The organism is Pseudoalteromonas sp. meg-B1 (assembly GCF_003173795.1).
GTDB classification, from domain to species: domain Bacteria; phylum Pseudomonadota; class Gammaproteobacteria; order Enterobacterales; family Alteromonadaceae; genus Pseudoalteromonas; species Pseudoalteromonas undina.
Window position 1 is genome coordinate 737,227 of the sequence record NZ_QGQU01000002.1, and the last position, 19,187, is coordinate 756,413.

Here is a 19,187-nt window from a genome sequence, read left to right on the forward strand (position 1 = left end):
CACACAAAAGCAGTGCATCGGTATGAGTTCCAACCAACCTTATGAGTGTTTTTGCAACGCTTTTCATTATGTTGCAAAATCACTCTTTATTGCTCGTGTAACAGATCAAGGTTATAGTCTTGAAAACGTTATAAATCGAGTAGCCTATTTTGACCACTGATACATTATCTACAGGGACTTTGCGTTCACAATTTAATGAACTAAAGCACTCTTTTGAAGACACCCCTTACTTACCCATTGAGCAACGCCTTGCTTTACTCAAGCAAGTACGCGCTAAAATTGTAACGCTAGAGCAAGACTTAATTGCTGCAGTATCTAAAGATTTTGGTTACCGAACGGCCTTTGATACCTTAGTAGGTGATATTTTGCCCACCATGCAGGGGCTTGTACATATTATTAAAAAGTTACCTCGCTGGTCTAAGCCTAGTCATCGCAGCGCGGGGTTAAGCTTATGGCCCTCAAAAGTAAGTGTAACCTATCAGCCTATTGGCGTGGTGGGTGTGATTGCACCGTGGAACTATCCTATTCAATTGGCATTGGTACCGGTCATCACCGCGATTGCAGCGGGCAACAGGGTTATGCTAAAGCTCAGTGAATTTACGCCTAATACCAATGCGGTTCTTGAAAAAATATTTATAGGTGAATTAAGCCAACACTGCACCATTATTCAAGGTGGCAGCGAGGTGGCGAGTGAGTTCTCATCATTACCCTTTGCACATTTATTATTTACTGGCTCAACAGCGGTCGGTAAGTTGGTGATGGGCGCAGCGAGTAAAAATTTAACACCAGTCACTTTAGAACTAGGCGGAAAATCGCCAGTCATTGTGTTAGAAAAAGCAGACGTAAATAAAGCCGCTCGTGCTCTATTATTTGGCAAAATGGCCAATGCAGGGCAAATATGTGTGGCTCCTGACTACGTATTTGTTCCTAAAGCACTAGAACATCAGTTTATTAAAGCTTTGTGCACACTTTATAAAAAGCACTTTAAGCAAGGTGTTGAAGGGAAAAACCTGACCTCTATTATTAGTCCAGCTCATTATCAACGTCTGCTAGGTTATTTAGAACAAGCACAACAACAAGGCGCTAAAATAACAAAGCCACTTGAGCAAAATCAACAAGATGCTGAAAAACACCGGATGGGTCTGCATATTGTGACGCATGTCACCGACGAGATGCAATTAATGCAAGAAGAGTTATTTGGGCCTATTTTACCGATTATGAGTTATGACAAATTAGATGATGCGCTTAATTATATTCGACTACGCCATCATCCATTAGCGGTTTATATTTTGGGCCAAGACAAGCAAGCGCAACAGTACATTATTAAGCAAACACTTAGCGGAACCGTTGCCGTTAACGATACATTAATACAAGTAGCTGCCGATGATTTACCATTTGGCGGGGTGGGTCATTCAGGAATGGGGCATTATCATGCTAAAGAAGGCTTTTTAACCTTTAGCCATGCAAAAAATACCTTAGTATCAGGCTCGTTTAATCCGCGTATAGATTTATTACTTAAACAAAATAAATTACTGATCAAAGTGCTAAAGTGGCTTTATGTAAAATAGCCTGTAGTACTTAAAATAAAAAAGCCGAATGAATCACTTCATTCAGCTTTTTTAGTTATTCTTTTGGCTTAAAACATTCGCCCTTCACCCGCATAAGTACCCGCTAAAATTTTATTATAAATAGCATCGGCTTTTTCTTTAGCCTCAGCGACTTCCTTAGGGAGCATAGTGCGTTCATCAAGTTTACGACTGTGACTAGCTTGCATATTACCGTTATACTCAGCAATGGTATTCCACACATACGACATTTCAAGGTTTTTTGGCATTCCTAAGCCTTCGAAATACATCAGTGCTAAATTAAATTGTGCAAGAGTGTAATTATTTGCGGCGGCTTTTTCATACCATGTTCTGGCGGCTTTATAATCTTGGCTCACGCCATCGCCGTTGGCGTACATTACCCCTAAATTATACTGTGCAGCAGGAAGGTTTTTATTGGCTGCTTTCTCAAATAAGCTAATAGCCATTTGTTTGTCTAACTTTATGCCATTGCCTTCGTCATACAATACTGCAAGTGCAAACATCGAATCTACATGATTCTTTTTAACTGCTTGTTGATAAAGCTCTGCAGCTTTGTAGTAGTCGCGAGTAACTCCATGTCCGCCCTCGTACAACTTACCTAGTTCGTAAATACCTGGGGCATAGCCTTTGTCTGCAAGGTAATTAAACTCTTTTAGTGCTTCCTCAAATTGCCCTGCGTTTGCAGCTATTATGCCTTCCTCAAGCCCTGCATAAGCATAAGGTGTAGCAAGTATAATGCCCGCAAAGAACATTGCTTTTAAATTAGACTGTGACATATGCATGTCTCCAAATTAGTTATCGTTGTTGGTAAGCATCATAACGATTAATCATTTACTTCTTACTCGAGTAGCTAATAAATTATGAGCTAAATCAATAACGCCAACGTTTATAAATTAGATATACAAACGTATTAACAAGTAGCTTTAACTATAGCTCAAAAATTCTAAACTTAAGCACATAGCTATGATATAAATTGCGTTAGCTTGCGATTCTATAGAAAAATGAAAAAAATAAAAGCAAGCAGTAGCTTACATAATTACTTATGATGATTTTTGGCAACCAAAGCATCATACAACGGGGTCTTTTCATGTTAAATAATTTAAAAAATATAAAACTAGGCAAAATTATTTTTATAACCAGTTTGTTATTTATTACCAGCTGTTCAACAACATTTGCCTATAACAACCTAGGTTGGTTATCGTCATTTTGGATAGATGATTACGTTGATCTTAATAAAAGCCAATCTAAGCAGTTAAAAGCGATTATTAACGACACCCGAGATTGGCATCGTGAAGTTGAATTACCAAAATATAAAGCCGATTTACTCGACCTAAGACAATTGCTAAACAATGAAGCCGATACTGCGCAGTTGATGGATAAAATAACCCAAGTGAAGCAGCATTGGCGAAACTTGCTGTTGCATACTAGTGACCCTTTAATTGAGTTAGCGCTGACCTTAACCCCATCACAGCGAAGTGAAATGGTAGAAAATATTCGCGAGCAAATTAATGATGAAATCCAAGAGCACGCTTCATTAACTAAAGAGGAGCACCAACAACAACGCTTAGAGAGACAACTAGATTACTACAAGCAGTGGCTTGGCAAACTCACTTCTGAGCAGCAAACGCTCATATCACAAGCCAATAGTGAGCATATCTCTACCAGTGATTTATGGTACGACTATAAATTAACTCGTTTAGCCGCACTTGAAGCCCTTTTTAGCCAGCAAACACTTAGCGAGGCAGAGTTTACCCAGGAATTACACACCATTATCACTGAGCGTGAGCAATATATGAGTAATGAGCTGCTTGAGCAAAATGAACAAAATTTAAAAGCTTATGCGCATTTGCTACTCAAGTTAAATAAAACGCTGAGCGTTAAACAGTTAGCGCATGTTGACGAAGAATTTGCAGATTTAGTGGGTGCTGTTAATGACTTGCTTACAGATTGAGGTTGTTTTCTAGTTCTTTTTGCTTGTTTTTACTGGCTTATTTAGCTGAAAATTGTGATTTTTGCATTTCAGGGGTATTATAAGCCATCAAAAATATTTTAAGTTATCCATGGATATAGCTGCTCTTAATAGCACAAAAACGCTACGCAAGCACGTTCTTAAATGGATGTGTATTTGCTTTGGTTTTTTGTCGTTGGTGTTTGCCGTTTTTAATTTATCAGTAAATAATTTACACCTTGTTGGTGGTCTCGAAGTCGGCTTTTCCTTATTATGCTTGTATATTTTTAAGCACTCACAAAAACACTACCCTAAGCGCTGGCATGCCATTATCATGTGTTTAGCCATCTCTTTAATTGTGTTGTGCGGCACTTACTTAGCCCCCCTTAAAAACGGTCTGTTTTTATGGACATTTATTTTGCCTATTCTTTATTACTTACTACTTGGTAGGCGTTATGGGTTAATTTTGTCTTCGGCATTACTTTTTTTGCAGTTGATGGTGTTATCTCAAAAACTGCCACATTCATCGTTTTCAGCTTTTAACATAGGGCTTAACTTATTATTCGTATACATAAGCATATGGGCCATATCTCATGTTTTTGAAGGTAATAGAGCTGATTTTTCGAAACGTTTAAAAAATTTAGCGTTACTCGATCCCCTAACCGGTGCTGGTAATCGTTTATCAATGAACCAGTATTTTGAAGTAGAGCTCAGAGATAAATCTCAACTTTACTTATTTTTACTCGATTTAGACTACTTTAAACAAATTAATGATCAGTATGGGCACGAGGTGGGCGATAAAGTGTTGGTTGAGCTAGCAACATTATTGCGTGTCACTTTTGCTAAAGGGTATGTATTTAGAGTGGGAGGTGAAGAGTTTTCACTAATGAGCAACTTTGATAGCCCGCAAGCAGCCTTAGCAATGGCAGAAAAGTTAAGACTCGCAATACAAAATAAGCACATCATTGCCAATGGTGAAACCATTAAGTTAACCGCTAGTATAGGCGTTGTTCAATACCAGCAACAAAGCCTTAGTGAACTAATAGACTTGGCTGATAAACAACTTTATAAAGCCAAAGAAACTGGCCGCAACGGGGTCTGTACTGATATTTTAGTGCATGGTTAAGTTTAGTGCGGCTTAATACATTTGTTCAAAATCAGGAATACTGTTTTCCCAAATCGGTTTTTCTTTACCAATATATTCACGTACAGCATCAAAAAATAACCGGGTTCTTACCGGTAAATCACGATGTGGGTATACTGCATACATGGCACTGTGTTCCATTAATTTTAGATCCGTTAATAAAGGCACCAGTTGTCCATCAATCACTTCTTTATCCAATATAAACGCGGGAGCTAAAACGTAAGTGGTTCCAGAGAGTGTTTTCATTAACAGTGCTTCAGCATCATTGGCTCTAAATACACTTTTAATTTTTTGTTCGCATTGTTCACCCAGGTGGTTGTAGTAACTTACTCCATCAACTCGCAGTGAACTACTTGCGTAACTAGCGGCGGGTAATTGTGCTAAATCAGTTATGTTTTTCGGCATTCCATAGGTTTCGATAAATGCAGGGGAAGCTAAAAGTAATAAACGATTACGCGCAATCTTTCGAGCAATCAAAGAGGAGTCTTTTGGCTCACCCACTCTAAATGCTAAATCAAATCCTTCTGAGACAATATCGACAAGCCGATCATCTAAACGAAGTTCTACTTCCACTTGCGGAAAGCGCTTTTGGAAATCATTGATCACTGGTTGTAAATAACGCCGACCAATTAAAGTCGATGAGGTAATTTTTAATACGCCACGAGGTTCTAAGTGATAATTCTCTGCCATACGCAGGGTATCGCCGAGTAGGCTTCGCAACTCGTCCGCTTTTTTTATCATTTCAGCGCCTGCTGCGGTAAGTGAAAACGAACGGGTAGTTCGATTTAATAGCCTCACGCCTAGCTCATCTTCTAAACGACTAATTTGTTTAGAGATCACGGAACGATCAATGTTGCGTATTTCAGCAGCTTTAGCAAATGATCCCTGCTCAACCACTTCAAGCAGCATTAAGAGTCGGCTTGTTGTATCCATTATTGCACCATTGTGTCACTTTGATGCCATTTTGGCACTAATGAATTTAAAAATCTATTGTTTTTGTCAACAAGTATGTTCCGTATTATGTATCGCCTAATTAACAGGAGCGTCGTTATGAACAAACACTTAGTTGCTACAGCCTTATCTGTTGCATTGATTACTCTGACCGGTTGTGCTGAAGAAAGCACAGCGCAATCAGCACCCGCACAACAATATCAAGCTATTGATGTAGCCCAAGTCCTGGTCAAGCCTGTACAAAGTTGGCATACCTATACAACGCGCTTAGAGTCACCGCAAAAAGTGGCATTAATGCCGCGTGTATCAGGCATTATTGAGCAAATTGAATTTAAAGAAGGGGATGCTGTTAAGCAAGGTGATGTGTTATTTCGCCTTGATGATCGTTCATTTAGAGCCACGGTAGCTAGTTTACAAGCTCAGGTTAAAAGTGCACAAGCGGCTCTTGAACAAGCAAAAAGCGAAGCATCACGTGCAGTGCGTCTAACGGAGCGTAAAGCAATTTCTACAGAACAAGCACAAGCTCGTACCTCAACGTTACGTCAACGTGAAGCACAACTTGCTGCACTTAAAGCTCAGCTTAAAGCCGCAGAACTTGATTTAGAGTTTACCTCTGTGGTTTCACCTATTGATGGAATTATCTCTCGCGCAAACATCACTAAAGGTAACAACGTCCTTGCCGGGCAAAGCGTGCTCACTTCAATTGTTTCAAATGACAAAATGTATGCTTACTTTGATGTCGATGAACGCACTTGGAACAATGCATTTGATGATGTTACTGCATCAAGCAAGCAACCTGTTGTTATGCAAAAAGTAGGGCAGAGTGATTTTAATTACAACGGCCACATCAACTTTATAGATAACCAAATTAATGCTTCTACTGGCACATTACGTGTACGAGCGGTATTTGAAGATCGTAGTAACGAGTTACGCTCAGGCTCTTTTGCACGGATTAAACTCGCTGCTAATGCAATACGCGAAACAGTCATTATTCCAGATAGAGCTATTGGTACTGATTTAAAAAACCGCTTTGTGCTAACTGTAGGCGAAAATAATGTACTGCAATATAAATTGGTTACTGTCGGTGAGCGCTATGGCGCATTACGTGCCATTACCTCTGGCCTTGAACAAGGTGATGTGATTGCAGTGAATGGGCCAGCTCGCGTAGGGCCTGGCATGCCAATATCACCAAATAAAGTGACAATTAATACCCAAGGTGTGGCATTTACACTCACTGCTAACCCTGCCGATTTAGTTGCTAAGCAATAAGGTTATTAAATGAAATTTTCACACTTTTTTATCCAGCGACCGATTTTTGCGGCCATGCTGTCGCTGATTATTTTGATTGCGGGTGGCATTTCTTTATTTCAGCTGCCAGTCAGTGAATACCCAGAAGTTGTGCCACCCACAGTGGTAGTGACAGCCAGTTACCCGGGCGCAAACCCAACGGTTATTGCACAAACAGTGGCAACACCGCTTGAACAAGAAATAAACGGCACTGAAAACATGCTATATATGTTTTCACAAGCGACCAGTGACGGGCGCATGACTTTAACCGTAACATTTGCCTTAGGGACGGATTTAGACCGTGCTCAAGTACAGGTGCAAAACCGAGTAAATAGTGCATTACCGAGGTTACCACAAGAGGTACAGCGTTTAGGGGTAGTTGCTGAAAAGTCATCACCCGATTTAACCATGGTGGTGCATTTATATTCACCCCAGAATAGCCATGATACGGCGTATTTATCAAATTATGCCGATTTAAACATTAAAGATGAAATAGCTCGTTTACCTGGCGTGGGTGATATTCAGTTATTTGGTGGTGGTAAATATGCTATGCGTGTGTGGTTAAATCCAGATGCATTAGCAGCACGTGAGCTTACAGCAACCGATGTTGTGGCTGCTTTGCGCTCGCAAAATCAGCAAGTTGCAGCGGGTAGCTTAGGTGCTCAACCAATCTCTAACGATAGCCAATTTCAAATTTTATTAAACGTGAAAGGCCGCCTAAATAGCATTGAAGAATTTAAGCAGGTTATTATTAAAGTCGGTGAGCAAGGGCAACTTACGCGTTTGTCAGATGTGGCGCGTGTTGACTTAGGCCAAGACTCGTACTCACTGCGTGCTGAACTTGATAATCAACCCGCATTGGCAATGCCAATATTTCAACGCCCGGGCTCAAATGCCATTGAGCTTTCAGATCAGGTGCGTGAAACCATGGCACGTTTATCGAAAGACTTTCCTGAAGGTGTTGAATACGACATTGTTTATGATCCAACTGTGTTTGTTCGCGGCTCTATTGATGCGGTAATAGCGACATTGCTTGAAGCAATCGCATTGGTTGTTATTGTAGTTATTGTATTCTTACAGACGTGGCGCGCATCTATTATTCCGCTTATAGCTGTGCCAGTTTCACTCATTGGTACTTTTGCTGTAATGCAGTGGCTTGGTGTTTCTATTAATACCTTATCGCTATTTGGTTTAGTACTGGCTATAGGTATTGTGGTTGATGATGCGATTGTAGTGGTCGAAAATGTTGAACGAAATATAGAAAACGGCTTATCGCCGCTTGAAGCAACACGCGTTGCAATGACAGAGGTAACCGGCCCAATTATTGCGATTGCATTGGTATTGTGTGCGGTATTTATTCCAACGGCCTTTATTACTGGACTTTCTGGACAGTTTTATAAGCAATTTGCTTTAACCATAACTATTTCAACAGTTATTTCAGCGTTTAACTCACTGACATTGTCACCGGCGCTAGCAGCCTTATTGTTAAAATCGCACGACGCAAAACCAGATGCGTTTACCCGCTTATTAGATAAGTTATTTGGTCGCTGGTTATTCAAGCCATTTAATCGACTGTTTAACCGTGGTGCAACAGGGTATGAAAAGCTAGTACAAAAGCTTATTCGTATGAGTGTGGTGGTAATGGTTGCCTATGTTGCTTTAGTTGGCGGTACGATTAAGCTGTTTGACGCGGTACCTGGTGGCTTTATACCACAGCAAGATAAGCAATACTTAGTTGCCATTGCGCAACTACCAGATGCAGCAAGCTTAGACAGAACTGAAGCGGTAGTAAAACAAATGCAGCAAATAGCGCTCGAGGTTCCTGGTGTTGCAAACACCGTGGCGTTCCCTGGTCTATCTGTAAATGGTTTTACTAATAGCCCTAACAGCGGCATTGTGTTTACACCATTGGCGCCTTTTGCAGAGCGTACCGATCCGAGTATGTCGGCTTCGGCTATTGCAGCGCAACTAAACCAACGTTTTGCAGCTATTGATGAAGCGTTTGTGGCTGTATTTCCGCCCCCGCCAATTCAAGGCTTAGGCACTACAGGTGGCTTTAAACTGCAAATTGAAGATAGAGCTAACAAAGGCTTTGAAGCATTATTTAATAGCTTGCAATCAGTGATTGCTGCGGCGCAAAAAGATCCGGCGTTAATGGGGCTGTATTCAAGCTTTAGAATTCAAGTACCGCAAATGGATATTGATATTGACCGCGAACAAGCACTTATCCAAGGTATTGCGCTTGATGAAGTATTTAACTCATTGCAGATTTATTTAGGCTCAGTGTATGTAAACGACTTTAATATGTTTGGTCGTACCTACCAAGTAAATGCTCAAGCAGATGCTGAATTTAGGGTAGACCCAGAGCAAATACTAAACCTAAAAGTACGTAATCGTGCAGGTAATATGGTGCCACTAGGCTCAGTGCTTACGGTAACGCCAACTATAGGCCCTGATCGTGTTATGCACTACAACGGTTACCCAAGTGCTGAACTTAACGGCAGCCCAGCGCCAGGTTACAGCTCAGACCAAGCGCAAACAGCGATTGAAAATGTATTGGCGAAAACGCTACCTACTGGTATTGAATATGAGTGGACTGAGGTAACGTATCAGCAAGTACTTGCCGGCAATACTATGGTGTACGTGTTCCCACTGGTGGTATTGCTTGTGTTTATGGTACTGGCTGCACAGTATGAAAGCCTACGTTTACCATTGGCCATTATTTTAATTGTACCTATGACTATATTCTCTGCGTTATTAGGGGTGTGGTTTGTAGGCTCAGACAACAATATATTTACCCAAATAGCGTTAATTGTACTGGTGGCACTGGCCTCTAAAAACGCCATTTTAATGGTGGAATTTGCCAAAGATAAACACGACACTGGATTATCGCACCTTGAGGCTATGTTGGCAGCGTGTCGCATGCGTTTACGTCCTATTTTAATGACCTCAATTGCCTTTACCGCGGGTGTTATTCCGTTAGTGTTGGCAACTGGTGCCGGTGCTGAAATGCGTCATGCAATGGGTAACGCAGTATTCTCAGGTATGATTGGTGTGACTGTATTTGGGCTATTATTTACGCCAGTGTTTTACATGCTGGTGGTAAAAAAGCAGCGCGCTGAGGAGTCTTCAAATGACTAAATTACATTTAAACAAATTTAAAATGCCGGCATTTTTAGGCTCAGTGTTAGCGATTGCAGTGTTATCTGGCTGTGCGAGCAAAATAGATACAGCAGCTGAGCAACAACAAGTAAACGAGTTTGTTGCCCAAGCAATATCGGCAGAACAGTATGTTGGTGAAGATGAGCAAAACTGGTGGTACAAGTTAGGTTCAGCGCAATTAAACCAGCTTGTTAGTAACGCATTAGCTAATAACTACGACTTACAAACGAGTCAGTTAGTGCTTAAAAGTGCGTTGGCACGTATTGGTGAACAACAAGCACAATACTTACCGCAAGGCGGTGTTGAGGTTGGAGCTAAACGAAGTGGACTAGGCGATACCAATAGCCGACAGTCAAGTGCAAATGTTGCACTTGACTGGCAGCTCGACTTATTTGGTCGAATAACTGCACTCGTTGATGCCGCAAATTCACAAGCTATGAGCCAAGCAGAGCAAGTTAGGCTATTACAAATTGAAGTTGTGTCATCTGTGGTTAAAGGGTTTGCCAGCTATCAGGGCAACCTGCAAAAGCAACAAATTATTGAAATGCAAATTGAAGCACTTGAACAAAGCATTCAAGTGCTGCAGGCGCAAGTAGATGAAGGTGTGGCAAATGAGCTTGATTTAAACCGCACCATGGCGCAACTTAGGCAGCAACAAGCGCTCATTCCGGCGATTGAATATGCTAAGTTTCGTGACTTATCTACGCTGGCGGTATTAAGTGCACAACCAACGCAATCACTGAGTATTGATGATGAACGTGCTGTATTGAGCAAGGCATTTCAAGTGTCACTAGCAAAGCCAAATCAGGCTATTGCACTAAGGCCCGATATTAGCCGTGCATTATATGACTTTAGTCAAGCAAATAGTTTAAGTGTGGCAGCCAGTAAAGCTCTATTACCCGATATCAGCTTAAGTGGTTTTGCAGGCGTGCTAAGTTTGGGCAGTAATGGTTTTAGCGACACCCAGCAGCAGTGGCAAGTTGCACCACAAGTACAATGGTCTTTATTAAGTTATCCTGCGTTGTTGGCTCAGCGTGATGCGCAGCAGTTTTTAAGTCAAGCTGCTTATACTGACTATCAACAAGTGGTGTTAAAAGCGATTAACGAGAGTGAACTTTCATTGCAATACTTGGTCAATCAAGCACAGCAATCGCGTTTTGCTGAGCAGCGGTATCAATTTGCTAATAATGCATTTTTGCAAGCACAAGCAATGTATGAAGAAGGGCAAATTCCTTACTTAGAGTTGTTAGATGCACGTCAGGATGTTTTAATAGCACAAGAAAATGCTGTTGATTCAACTATTTCATCGTTACTGGCTAAGGTAAATGCTTACCAGTCATTTAATGGACGATGGAGTTACGCGTTAAGTAATACTAACTAGTAGAGTTTTTGATGCCTAATACTGTAGTTACAAACCCAGATACTATTCCTTCATCTATGCAGGCTATTGCCTTAATAGAGCCTAATGAGGATATTAACTTAACGGATATTCAATTACCTGTGCCTCAATGCACAGGTAATGAGCTGTTAGTAAAAGTGGAGTATGTTGGTTTAAATCCGGTGGATGCGCAATTTGCTAAATCTGGCTTTTGTTTATGGCAGTATCCGCATGTTTTAGGCTTGGATGCAGTGGGTGTAGTGGTTAAAGCGGGTAAAGGCGTATTTCCTGGCGTGGGTGAGCGTGTAATGTGGCACGCTAGTATTGGTGAGCAAGGGATATTGAGCGAATACGCAAAAGTGCCTAATTATGCAGTGTCTATCATTCCGCAGCAATTAGCCAGTGACAAGGCTGCTACTTTGCCCTGCGCCGGAATGGCAGCGCTTATCAGCTTAGATAAATTAGCCGTAACTGAAGGCGATACCCTCTTTGTTGAAGGCGGGGCAGGTGCTGTAGGTCAATTTGCTATTCAATTTGCAAAGCAGCGTGGTGCCGATGTATTTACAACCGCCTCCAAGCGTAACCACAAATTGGTTAAGCAGCTAGGGGCTGATGTCGTCTTTGATTACAACGACAAAACCTTATGTGACAAAATTCGCCGAGAGCTTGGCCCACAAGGATTTGATGCCGTTATTGATATTATGGGTGGGGAATCGACCATTCAAAATATCGAGCTAATGCGTTTTTGTGGTCGTATTGCTTGTTTAAATCCACTGCCTAATTTTGAACAGCAGCTAATGTACCGTAGAGCACCCAATATTAGTATTGTATCCTTAGGTGGCGCGTGGTTAGCCAATAGCCTATGCGCGCAGCAGCGCATGAGTTTTATGGGTAATTTGTTGCTTGAAACGGTCTCTAATGGCGAAATAATTCCTCCAGAAGTATTAGCTGTTGATTTTAACGCAAAGGCTGTTTCTAGCGCATTAAACAACCAGTTAGCAGGTGGTTTTACAGGTAAACAAGTGGTTAAAATAAGCTAGGTTTACTCACATTCCCATATTTAAAAAGCGCAGCCTAATTTTAGGCTGCGCTTTTTTGTTTCTACTTTATTACCAAATCCGTATTTGCGGCGCCAACAACCAGAATTATTAAATTTTTAACAAAAAAAATAATAATTCAGCGTACATGTGTAAGCCTTTTTATTTCAACAGTTTACGTTCAGGTAAAGAAAATAAATTGAAAAAACTGTTAATTAATTGAATAGAGTAATTGATCTAAACCGATTTTTATGACGTAATGTAGGTATTATTTATCTGGTCGGATGAGTTCGTTATGAGTTTACGTACAAAATTAAAAAAAGTATTACCAAGTATTTCAGTTACTGAGCAAGAAGCGCTAGACGCTGGCGATGTATGGCTAGAAGGGTCTATCTACCAAGGTAAACCAGATTTTAGCGCGCTACGCGATGTACCTGCGGCAAAATTAACCGCAGACGAACAAGCGTTTCTAGACGGTCCAGTACAAGAACTACTAGGCATGATTGATGATTCAGTCATTCAAAATGGTATTCATTTACCAAACGACATTTTAGAGTTTTTGAAAAAAGAGCGTTTCTTCTCGCTGATCATCCCTAAATCGTTTGGCGGTTTAGAGTTCAGCCCATACGCTAACTCAACAATTGTAGGTACTATTGCAACGAAAAGTTCAGCTGTTGCGGTAACTGTAATGGTACCAAACTCGTTAGGCCCAGGTGAGTTACTACTTCACTTTGGTACAGAGGAGCAACAAGCACATTACTTACCACGTTTAGCAAATGGTACAGACATTCCATGTTTTGCATTAACCAGCCCAGAAGCAGGTTCTGATGCCGGCGGTATTCCTGATGTAGGTACCGTAACTAAAGGCATGTACAACGGTGAAGAAGTACTTGGCCTAGAAATTACATGGGACAAGCGCTACATTACACTCGCACCAATTGCTACTGTACTTGGTTTAGCGTTTAAAGTAGTTGACCCTGATGGTTTATTGGGTGGCAAAGAAAACCTAGGTATTACTTGTGCACTTATTCCAAAAGAGCACCCTGGTGTAGAACTTGGTAACCGTCATGATCCTATGGGTATCCGTTTTTACAACGGTACTACACGTGGTAACAAAGTATTTGTACCAATGGACTTTATTATCGGTGGTCAGAAAAACATCGGTCGCGGTTGGCAAATGCTAGTTAGCTGTTTAGGCGCAGGTCGTGGTATTTCATTACCAGCATTGGGTGTAAGTACAGCACAAGTTGCATTTAAATCAGCTTCTGAGTACGCAGCAGTGCGTGAACAGTTTGGTTTATCAATTGGTCAATTTGAAGGTATTCAAGAAAAGTTAGCTGATATTGCAGGTAAAACATACCTACAAGAAGCAATGCGAGTACTTACAACTGAAGGTTTAGGCATGGGCTTAAAGCCATCGGTAGTGACTGCAATCGCTAAATACCATATGACAGAGCTTGGCCGTGATGTGCTTGACTCAGCAATGGATATTCAAGCGGGTAAAGCAATTCAGAATGGTCCTCAAAACACACTTGCTAGCGGTTATGTGGCACAGCCAATTGCCATTACGGTAGAGGGCGCGAACATTCTTACTCGTAACCTGATGATCTTTGGTCAAGGTGTTATGCGTTGTCACCCATACCTACAGTCTATGGTTGAGTCTATTCATAGCGATGACAAAAACGCAGATGCAGAATTTAACGGTATTTTACGTAAAACAGTTGGCTACAGCACAGCAAACAGCTTACGTGCATTCCGCTTAGGTGTACTACCGTTTACTGCTGGCGCAAGCTCTGCATTACCAGAAGTACGTGACTACGAAAAAGCAGTGCATAAACTATCAGCTAAATTAGCTGTATATGCTGACTTCTCATTACTAGTACTTGGCGGTAAATTAAAGCAAGCTGAAATGCTTTCAGCACGTTTAGGCGATGTAATGAGCTTCTTGTATGCAGCTATGGCATCTATTAAGTATTACGAGCAAAAAGTAGCAAGCAGCGAGCGTGAGCAAGCGGCTCCTTACTTCCATTATGCGACTCGTTTTGCACTACAAAGTGCAGAAGAAGCATTGCACAAGTTCTTAGATAACTTCCCTGCAAGTGGTACTCGTAAGTTCATTCGTTTCATTACTATGAACTACTCAACTAAAATGCCAAAAATCAGCGATGATTTAATTCGTGAATTAGCAAAACAAGCTCAGCTTGATACGGCATTTAAAGCGCAAATCACGCATTTAGTTAAGCCAATTGAAGGTGATGGTCATCACATCAACGAGCAAGCTTACAAAGCTAAAATGGCATCATTAGAGCTATTAGCAAAAGTGAAAAAAGCGCTACGTGCTAAAACCTTTAAGCCGGGTACGCGTTTTTCAATCACGCTTGAAAATGCACTTGCTGCAAAAGTAATTAACGACGCTGAATTTGTTCAGTTAAGTGATTACAACAAAAAGCGTGAAAAAGCGATTCGTGTTGATGAGTTCGACTTCGATATGAACATCCTAGACGACAACGCACAGCCAGTTAATCCGCTTAAAAGTGTGGTTAACCAATAAAATTCAATAATGCAAAGCGCCTGCAGTTTAGGCGCTTTTATTGATACAAAATTAGTGTGGAGTCCTGCTTGAGTAACATCAAGCGGGGCTTTTTTATGGGTGTGATTTAAGCTCATAACTAATGACGACTAATTTAATGGTACAGAACATTATTAAACGTTGTTGTAGTGTGTTTTAACAATGGGTGTAAATAACCTACGTAATTACTTGTTTACATTAGAGTTGTTTAGTGGAATTATTAAGCGTATGTAATATACGCCGTTTTGAGGGTTATAACTCCCAAAGTGGTGTTTAATAAGCTGTTATGTTTTAGGGAAAAATTATGATTTATACGACAACGGAAACTGTTCCTGGTAAAGAAATCGAAGCTGTATTGGGCATAGTTAATGGCAACATGGTTCAGTCTAAACATGTTGGTCGAGATATCATGGCTGGTTTAAAAGGAATAGTGGGCGGCGAACTCAAAGGCTATACCGAGATGTTGATGGAAGCTCGAAATGTAGCGTTAGAACGATTAATAGAAGATGCAAAAAAGTTAAATGCCGATGCAATAGTAGGAATACGATTTACAACTAGCTCAGTTACTGATGGGGCATCAGAAATATTAGTGTTTGGCACTGCCGTTAAACTTCGAACATAACAAACAATTTAAGCAGATTCGAAACGCTTGGCATTTTTGGCGTTTTCTTCCAAAGCCAAGAAATGAGGACGCTTTCCTCTTTTCTGCACTGTATTAAAAGAACAGCCTGACTAAAAGTTTAAAGTTGGCAATGTGTTAACTTATTTGTTAAAAAGAAATTAATAAATATATTAGTGGGGCGCTGGCAGAGATATGCGCTATGAGCACACTATAAAATTGTTATGCGCAAATGGAGTCTGCATGAGTAAAATAATCAAACTATCAGCATTAGTGCTGATCATATTTATTGCTTTATGGCAGCTGAGTAAGAATGAAAAATTTCAATTTTTTGGTAACCTTATAGATCGAGTAGAAACAACTGAAAAAGTAGTCGCATTAACTTTTGATGATGGTCCGACTAGACTTAAAACAAAAGAAATTCTCCAAATCCTAGATGAATCAGAAATTAAAGCTACATTTTACCTAGTCGGCAAAGCTATAGAAGAAAACATTCAAGAAACAAAAAATATCGTTGATAAAGGTCATGAAGTTGGAAACCATTCATATACTCATCAACGTATGGTTTTGAAAAGTTATAACTTTGTTGCAGATGAGCTAGAAAAAACTAATGAGTTAATTACAGAGGCAGGTTATAAAGGTGAAATACATTTTAGACCACCTTATGGTAAAAAATTGTTTTCGCTACCTTATTATCTAAATAATAATATAACTACCGTTACGTGGGATGTGGAGCCTGAAACTTATTTAGATAAAAATGCTAGTGCAAGTGATATATCCGATTACGTTGTCCAAAATACTAAGCCAGGGTCAATTATTCTTTTACATGTAATGTTTAAATCTAGAGGTAATTCAATGGCTGCGGTACCTTTAATTGTTCAGCAGTTAAAAGATAAAGGTTATCGCTTTGTTACAGTATCTGAATTAATAGGCAGTAGCGCATAACAAGGTGCTTAAAAGGACTAAAACAGTTTGCTCGTTTTTTGCAAAGTACCGCAAAAAAGCCAGCCAACCATTTTAGCCTCTTAGCAAAGCGTTATGTGAATCTCACGGTAAGGAGTACCAATGAACAAATATATTTCAATTCTAGCTATTTCAATCTCTCTAATTTCAACCATTGCTTTTGCGAGTGATGATAAATTTGATTATGAGAATTTTGTTAAGCAATACTATCAAGCAATGACTAATACACAACAACCAGGAGCATCTAGAGAAGACTTAGAGATTTACTTGTCATTCTTAACTGATGATGTTGGTAATCAACATTTTCCTAATGCGCCAGATGACTCAAGAGAGCCTGATGGTAAAAAATTAATGCGTGAAGGTATGTCTCGATATCTAGGTGTTCATACCGATTATAAAGCAAAAATTCTTGAGTATATTGTTGGTTATAATTCCATAGCACTTAAACATACTTTCTCCGCTACAGGCCTACGTTCAGACGGCTCAGAGTTTAGCTATAACAAAGTGGTACTAGATGTTCTTGAGTTAGAAAATGGTAAAGTATCAGTAATTCGCAGGTACGGTAAATAATTCACATAACAAGGCGCTTAAACGGAAAAATTACAGTTGGCTCGCGCTTCGCGCAGTTTAGCCTAACTGTATTTTTCCGCTTACTTTGGCGTTATGCATTTCCGTAAGCTGGAGAAATCAGTGAACCCAATCTACGACACTAGTAATACTTTCGCGAAGATTATTGCTGGAGAGGCCCCCTGTGTAAAGGTCTATGAGGATGATTTAACGCTCGCATTCATGGATATAATGCCGCAGAAGGATGGTCACGTATTAGTAGTACCCAAGGAACAAGCGGTCACAATTTACGATCTGTCTGCAGAAGCTGCTCAAGCATGCATGCTAACCGTTCAGAAAATAGGTAAAGCTCTCGAGCGCGCTATGGGGGTGACTGGGTCAACCATATTCCAGCACAATGGCTCTTCTGCCGGTCAAACTGTAGGGCATTTTCATTTTCATGTTTTTCCAGGACCTTTGTTGGTGATAAAAGACCATGGCGTGCAGTTTGAAGAGGTTGGGAAGCTTAAAGAGATAGCTGCGTTAATCATTGCACAATTAGAAAGTCCACATGCATAACAAGTGCAGGCACGGCGACTCCCACTACATTACGCCTCCGGCTCCATTTCGTGGGCGCGCGTGCTGCAAGCGTTATGTACCTAGGGTGATATGAAAACACTGATTTCAATTTTACTTTGTTCTTTGTTGGCTGCATGTGGCTTCCAATCTATTAAATTGGTTGGTTATGGTAAAAAACTCGATGTTCCTGTCTATGAGGCCTGCTTCTTTGACAAATTTGAAGAGTATCGGTCATTAACTAGTTATTTGCTCTCCGTAGAAGTAGAAAAAGCTGAAGGGCAAATTAATTACTATGAATTAACAATTGATGGTACAAATACAGAAGACTCAGGGGAGGTGTTTACACCTAAGTCTTTCAAAGAGTCAAAAGAATTTCTGGAAAATATAGTTAATGAGTGTTCAGCTTAAGGCGGTACATAACAATGCAAATTAAAAGCGCGGACAAAAACAGTTGGCTTTGCTCGTGCCTCACAAATTATAGCCAACTATTTTTTGCCGTTTATTTGCTGCGTTATGTTTTGCGAGAGTAGCCATTGAATTTAGGAAGTTGGGATAGCGCCATAATTAGAAGTTTATTTATCTCAAGTATCTTTTTGCCTCTAGTTGCCATTTTGAATTCAGGCAAACTGCAATTTTCTGATATTTTGGGGTTGTTTGTTTCTTTTCTACTTTATATTGGCGTTTTTCTCCTAATTTCAATTTTGGGTTGGCTATTTATTGGTTTTCCTACTCATTGGGTAATATGTAAATTTACCAACAAAAGCTATTTGTTTTATGCCTTATTTCCTAGTGTTTTTATCTGTCTAAGCTTCTACTTTAATGGACAGTGGATGTTAGGTGTTATCGCTTTAATACAGGCTTTACTATTTCGTCGTTTTGTTTTTAAAATCAAAACATAACAAAAACATAATGGTGGGAATTTTACTCGCTGGTAAAGCGCTCCTAAAATCCCCATATGTTAAGCGTTAGTTTGCTCTAAAGTTTTACTAGGGAAAGTGGTTTCAAATTCTGGTGAGTTTGTTAATCGAAGTGCTTCATCACAGGAAGTGTTTAGGTTTTACTTGTCGCGTTTAGCGTTCAAACTTCCATGTAATCTCAATCACGTTAAGCCTTAACTTTTCAATAGTTTGTTGGTAATGTTGCGTTTACAAAAGTTACGGTTGTTTGTTTAAGTAAAGTGGGGCGGCCAAGCCGCATCAAGTCCGCATAACTAACAAGCAATTTAATAGGACAAAAAACAGTTGGCTTCGCTTCGCGATTATAGCCAACCATTTTTCGCCCATTAATTGAGGCGTTATGTTCAAAAAGGAATCGCATGTCTGAAGAATTAGCCGTGGAAATGGAATCGTCCAAAAGAGGAAAGCTATTAACTGTCGTCAGTCTATTTCTGGCATTTGGCTGTGTATCTTCTTTGGCAA

16 protein-coding genes are annotated in these 19,187 nt (G+C 40.2%); 14 read left to right on the forward strand and 2 right to left on the reverse strand.

The genetic code is table 11. The annotated features are described in order from the left end of the window. Positions 1–149: 149 nt before the first annotated feature. Complete coding sequence (locus tag DK924_RS11670; protein WP_109875246.1) at positions 150–1,568, forward strand: coniferyl aldehyde dehydrogenase; 1,419 nt, start codon at positions 150–152, stop codon at positions 1,566–1,568. Positions 1,569–1,636: 68 nt separating this feature from the next. Here the strand turns inward: DK924_RS11670 and DK924_RS11675 are convergent, their stop codons facing one another. Next, positions 1,637–2,362: a tetratricopeptide repeat protein gene (locus DK924_RS11675; protein WP_109875247.1), complete on the reverse strand. Its 726-nt coding sequence runs from the start codon at positions 2,360–2,362 to the stop codon at positions 1,637–1,639. Between the two features lie 311 nt (positions 2,363–2,673). Between DK924_RS11675 and DK924_RS11680 the strand changes: the two genes are divergently transcribed. After that, positions 2,674–3,537 carry a DUF6279 family lipoprotein gene (locus DK924_RS11680; RefSeq protein ID WP_109875248.1) on the forward strand — a complete coding sequence of 288 codons (864 nt, stop codon included), beginning with the start codon at positions 2,674–2,676 and terminating at the stop codon, positions 3,535–3,537. A 109-nt stretch (positions 3,538–3,646) separates the two neighbouring features. Continuing rightward, positions 3,647–4,660, forward strand: a complete 1,014-nt coding sequence (locus DK924_RS11685) for a GGDEF domain-containing protein (RefSeq protein ID WP_109875249.1) — start codon at positions 3,647–3,649, stop codon at positions 4,658–4,660. 12 nt (positions 4,661–4,672) lie between these two features. Here DK924_RS11685 and DK924_RS11690 read toward each other — a convergent pair whose 3' ends face one another. Further along, positions 4,673–5,611 carry a LysR family transcriptional regulator gene (locus DK924_RS11690; RefSeq protein ID WP_010389001.1) on the reverse strand — a complete coding sequence of 313 codons (939 nt, stop codon included), beginning with the start codon at positions 5,609–5,611 and terminating at the stop codon, positions 4,673–4,675. A 117-nt stretch (positions 5,612–5,728) separates the two neighbouring features. Here DK924_RS11690 and DK924_RS11695 point away from each other — a divergent pair, with 117 nt between their 5' ends. The 11 genes from DK924_RS11695 to DK924_RS18795 all read left to right on the forward strand — a co-directional run bounded on the left by DK924_RS11695 (position 5,729) and on the right by DK924_RS18795 (position 18,668). Then, positions 5,729–6,898, forward strand: coding sequence for an efflux RND transporter periplasmic adaptor subunit (locus DK924_RS11695; RefSeq protein WP_055011970.1), 1,170 nt, complete (start codon positions 5,729–5,731; stop codon positions 6,896–6,898). Positions 6,899–6,907: 9 nt separating this feature from the next. Continuing rightward, the gene (locus DK924_RS11700) at positions 6,908–10,057 is read left to right on the forward strand and encodes an efflux RND transporter permease subunit (protein WP_054201232.1); all 3,150 of its coding nucleotides are present in this window, start codon (positions 6,908–6,910) and stop codon (positions 10,055–10,057) included. Next, positions 10,050–11,459, forward strand: coding sequence for a TolC family protein (locus tag DK924_RS11705; protein ID WP_109875250.1), 1,410 nt, complete (start codon positions 10,050–10,052; stop codon positions 11,457–11,459). The genes DK924_RS11700 and DK924_RS11705 overlap by 8 nt, the downstream gene beginning before the upstream one ends. 11 nt (positions 11,460–11,470) lie before the next feature. Beyond that, on the forward strand, positions 11,471–12,496 hold the full coding sequence (locus DK924_RS11710) for a zinc-binding dehydrogenase (RefSeq protein WP_109875251.1): 1,026 nt from the start codon (positions 11,471–11,473) through the stop codon (positions 12,494–12,496). A gap of 292 nt (positions 12,497–12,788) precedes the next feature. Further along, the gene (locus DK924_RS11715; RefSeq protein ID WP_109875252.1) at positions 12,789–15,044 is read left to right on the forward strand and encodes an acyl-CoA dehydrogenase; all 2,256 of its coding nucleotides are present in this window, start codon (positions 12,789–12,791) and stop codon (positions 15,042–15,044) included. 322 nt (positions 15,045–15,366) lie between these two features. Then, positions 15,367–15,684, forward strand: coding sequence for a heavy metal-binding domain-containing protein (locus DK924_RS11720; RefSeq protein ID WP_010388994.1), 318 nt, complete (start codon positions 15,367–15,369; stop codon positions 15,682–15,684). A 240-nt stretch (positions 15,685–15,924) separates the two neighbouring features. Next, positions 15,925–16,626 (forward strand): polysaccharide deacetylase family protein, encoded by a 702-nt coding sequence (locus tag DK924_RS11725; RefSeq protein WP_109875253.1) that lies wholly within the window; start codon positions 15,925–15,927, stop codon positions 16,624–16,626. A 120-nt stretch (positions 16,627–16,746) separates the two neighbouring features. Further along, complete coding sequence (locus DK924_RS11730) at positions 16,747–17,214, forward strand: nuclear transport factor 2 family protein (RefSeq protein WP_109875254.1); 468 nt, start codon at positions 16,747–16,749, stop codon at positions 17,212–17,214. A gap of 120 nt (positions 17,215–17,334) precedes the next feature. Next, on the forward strand, positions 17,335–17,769 hold the full coding sequence (locus tag DK924_RS11735; RefSeq protein WP_219986083.1) for an HIT family protein: 435 nt from the start codon (positions 17,335–17,337) through the stop codon (positions 17,767–17,769). A gap of 90 nt (positions 17,770–17,859) precedes the next feature. Continuing rightward, complete coding sequence (locus tag DK924_RS11740; RefSeq protein WP_109875255.1) at positions 17,860–18,177, forward strand: hypothetical protein; 318 nt, start codon at positions 17,860–17,862, stop codon at positions 18,175–18,177. A 125-nt stretch (positions 18,178–18,302) separates the two neighbouring features. Then, complete coding sequence (locus DK924_RS18795; protein ID WP_109875256.1) at positions 18,303–18,668, forward strand: hypothetical protein; 366 nt, start codon at positions 18,303–18,305, stop codon at positions 18,666–18,668. The last annotated feature ends 519 nt before the right edge of the window (positions 18,669–19,187 follow it).

Excerpts from the sequence above, each read along its gene's own strand:
- DK924_RS11690 (WP_010389001.1), bottom strand. The coding sequence starts at position 5,611 with ATGGATACAACAAGCCGACTCTTAATGCTGCTTGAAGTGGTTGAGCAG.
- DK924_RS11720 (WP_010388994.1), top strand. The coding sequence starts at position 15,367 with ATGATTTATACGACAACGGAAACTGTTCCTGGTAAAGAAATCGAAGCT.
- DK924_RS11715 (WP_109875252.1), top strand. The coding sequence starts at position 12,789 with ATGAGTTTACGTACAAAATTAAAAAAAGTATTACCAAGTATTTCAGTT.
- DK924_RS11705 (WP_109875250.1), top strand. The coding sequence starts at position 10,050 with ATGACTAAATTACATTTAAACAAATTTAAAATGCCGGCATTTTTAGGC.
- DK924_RS11695 (WP_055011970.1), top strand. The coding sequence starts at position 5,729 with ATGAACAAACACTTAGTTGCTACAGCCTTATCTGTTGCATTGATTACT.
- DK924_RS11685 (WP_109875249.1), top strand. The coding sequence starts at position 3,647 with ATGGATATAGCTGCTCTTAATAGCACAAAAACGCTACGCAAGCACGTT.
- DK924_RS11730 (WP_109875254.1), top strand. The coding sequence starts at position 16,747 with ATGAACAAATATATTTCAATTCTAGCTATTTCAATCTCTCTAATTTCA.
- DK924_RS11725 (WP_109875253.1), top strand. The coding sequence starts at position 15,925 with ATGAGTAAAATAATCAAACTATCAGCATTAGTGCTGATCATATTTATT.
- DK924_RS11675 (WP_109875247.1), bottom strand. The coding sequence starts at position 2,362 with ATGTCACAGTCTAATTTAAAAGCAATGTTCTTTGCGGGCATTATACTT.
- DK924_RS11700 (WP_054201232.1), top strand. The coding sequence starts at position 6,908 with ATGAAATTTTCACACTTTTTTATCCAGCGACCGATTTTTGCGGCCATG.
- DK924_RS11740 (WP_109875255.1), top strand. The coding sequence starts at position 17,860 with ATGAAAACACTGATTTCAATTTTACTTTGTTCTTTGTTGGCTGCATGT.
- DK924_RS11680 (WP_109875248.1), top strand. The coding sequence starts at position 2,674 with ATGTTAAATAATTTAAAAAATATAAAACTAGGCAAAATTATTTTTATA.
- DK924_RS11710 (WP_109875251.1), top strand. The coding sequence starts at position 11,471 with ATGCCTAATACTGTAGTTACAAACCCAGATACTATTCCTTCATCTATG.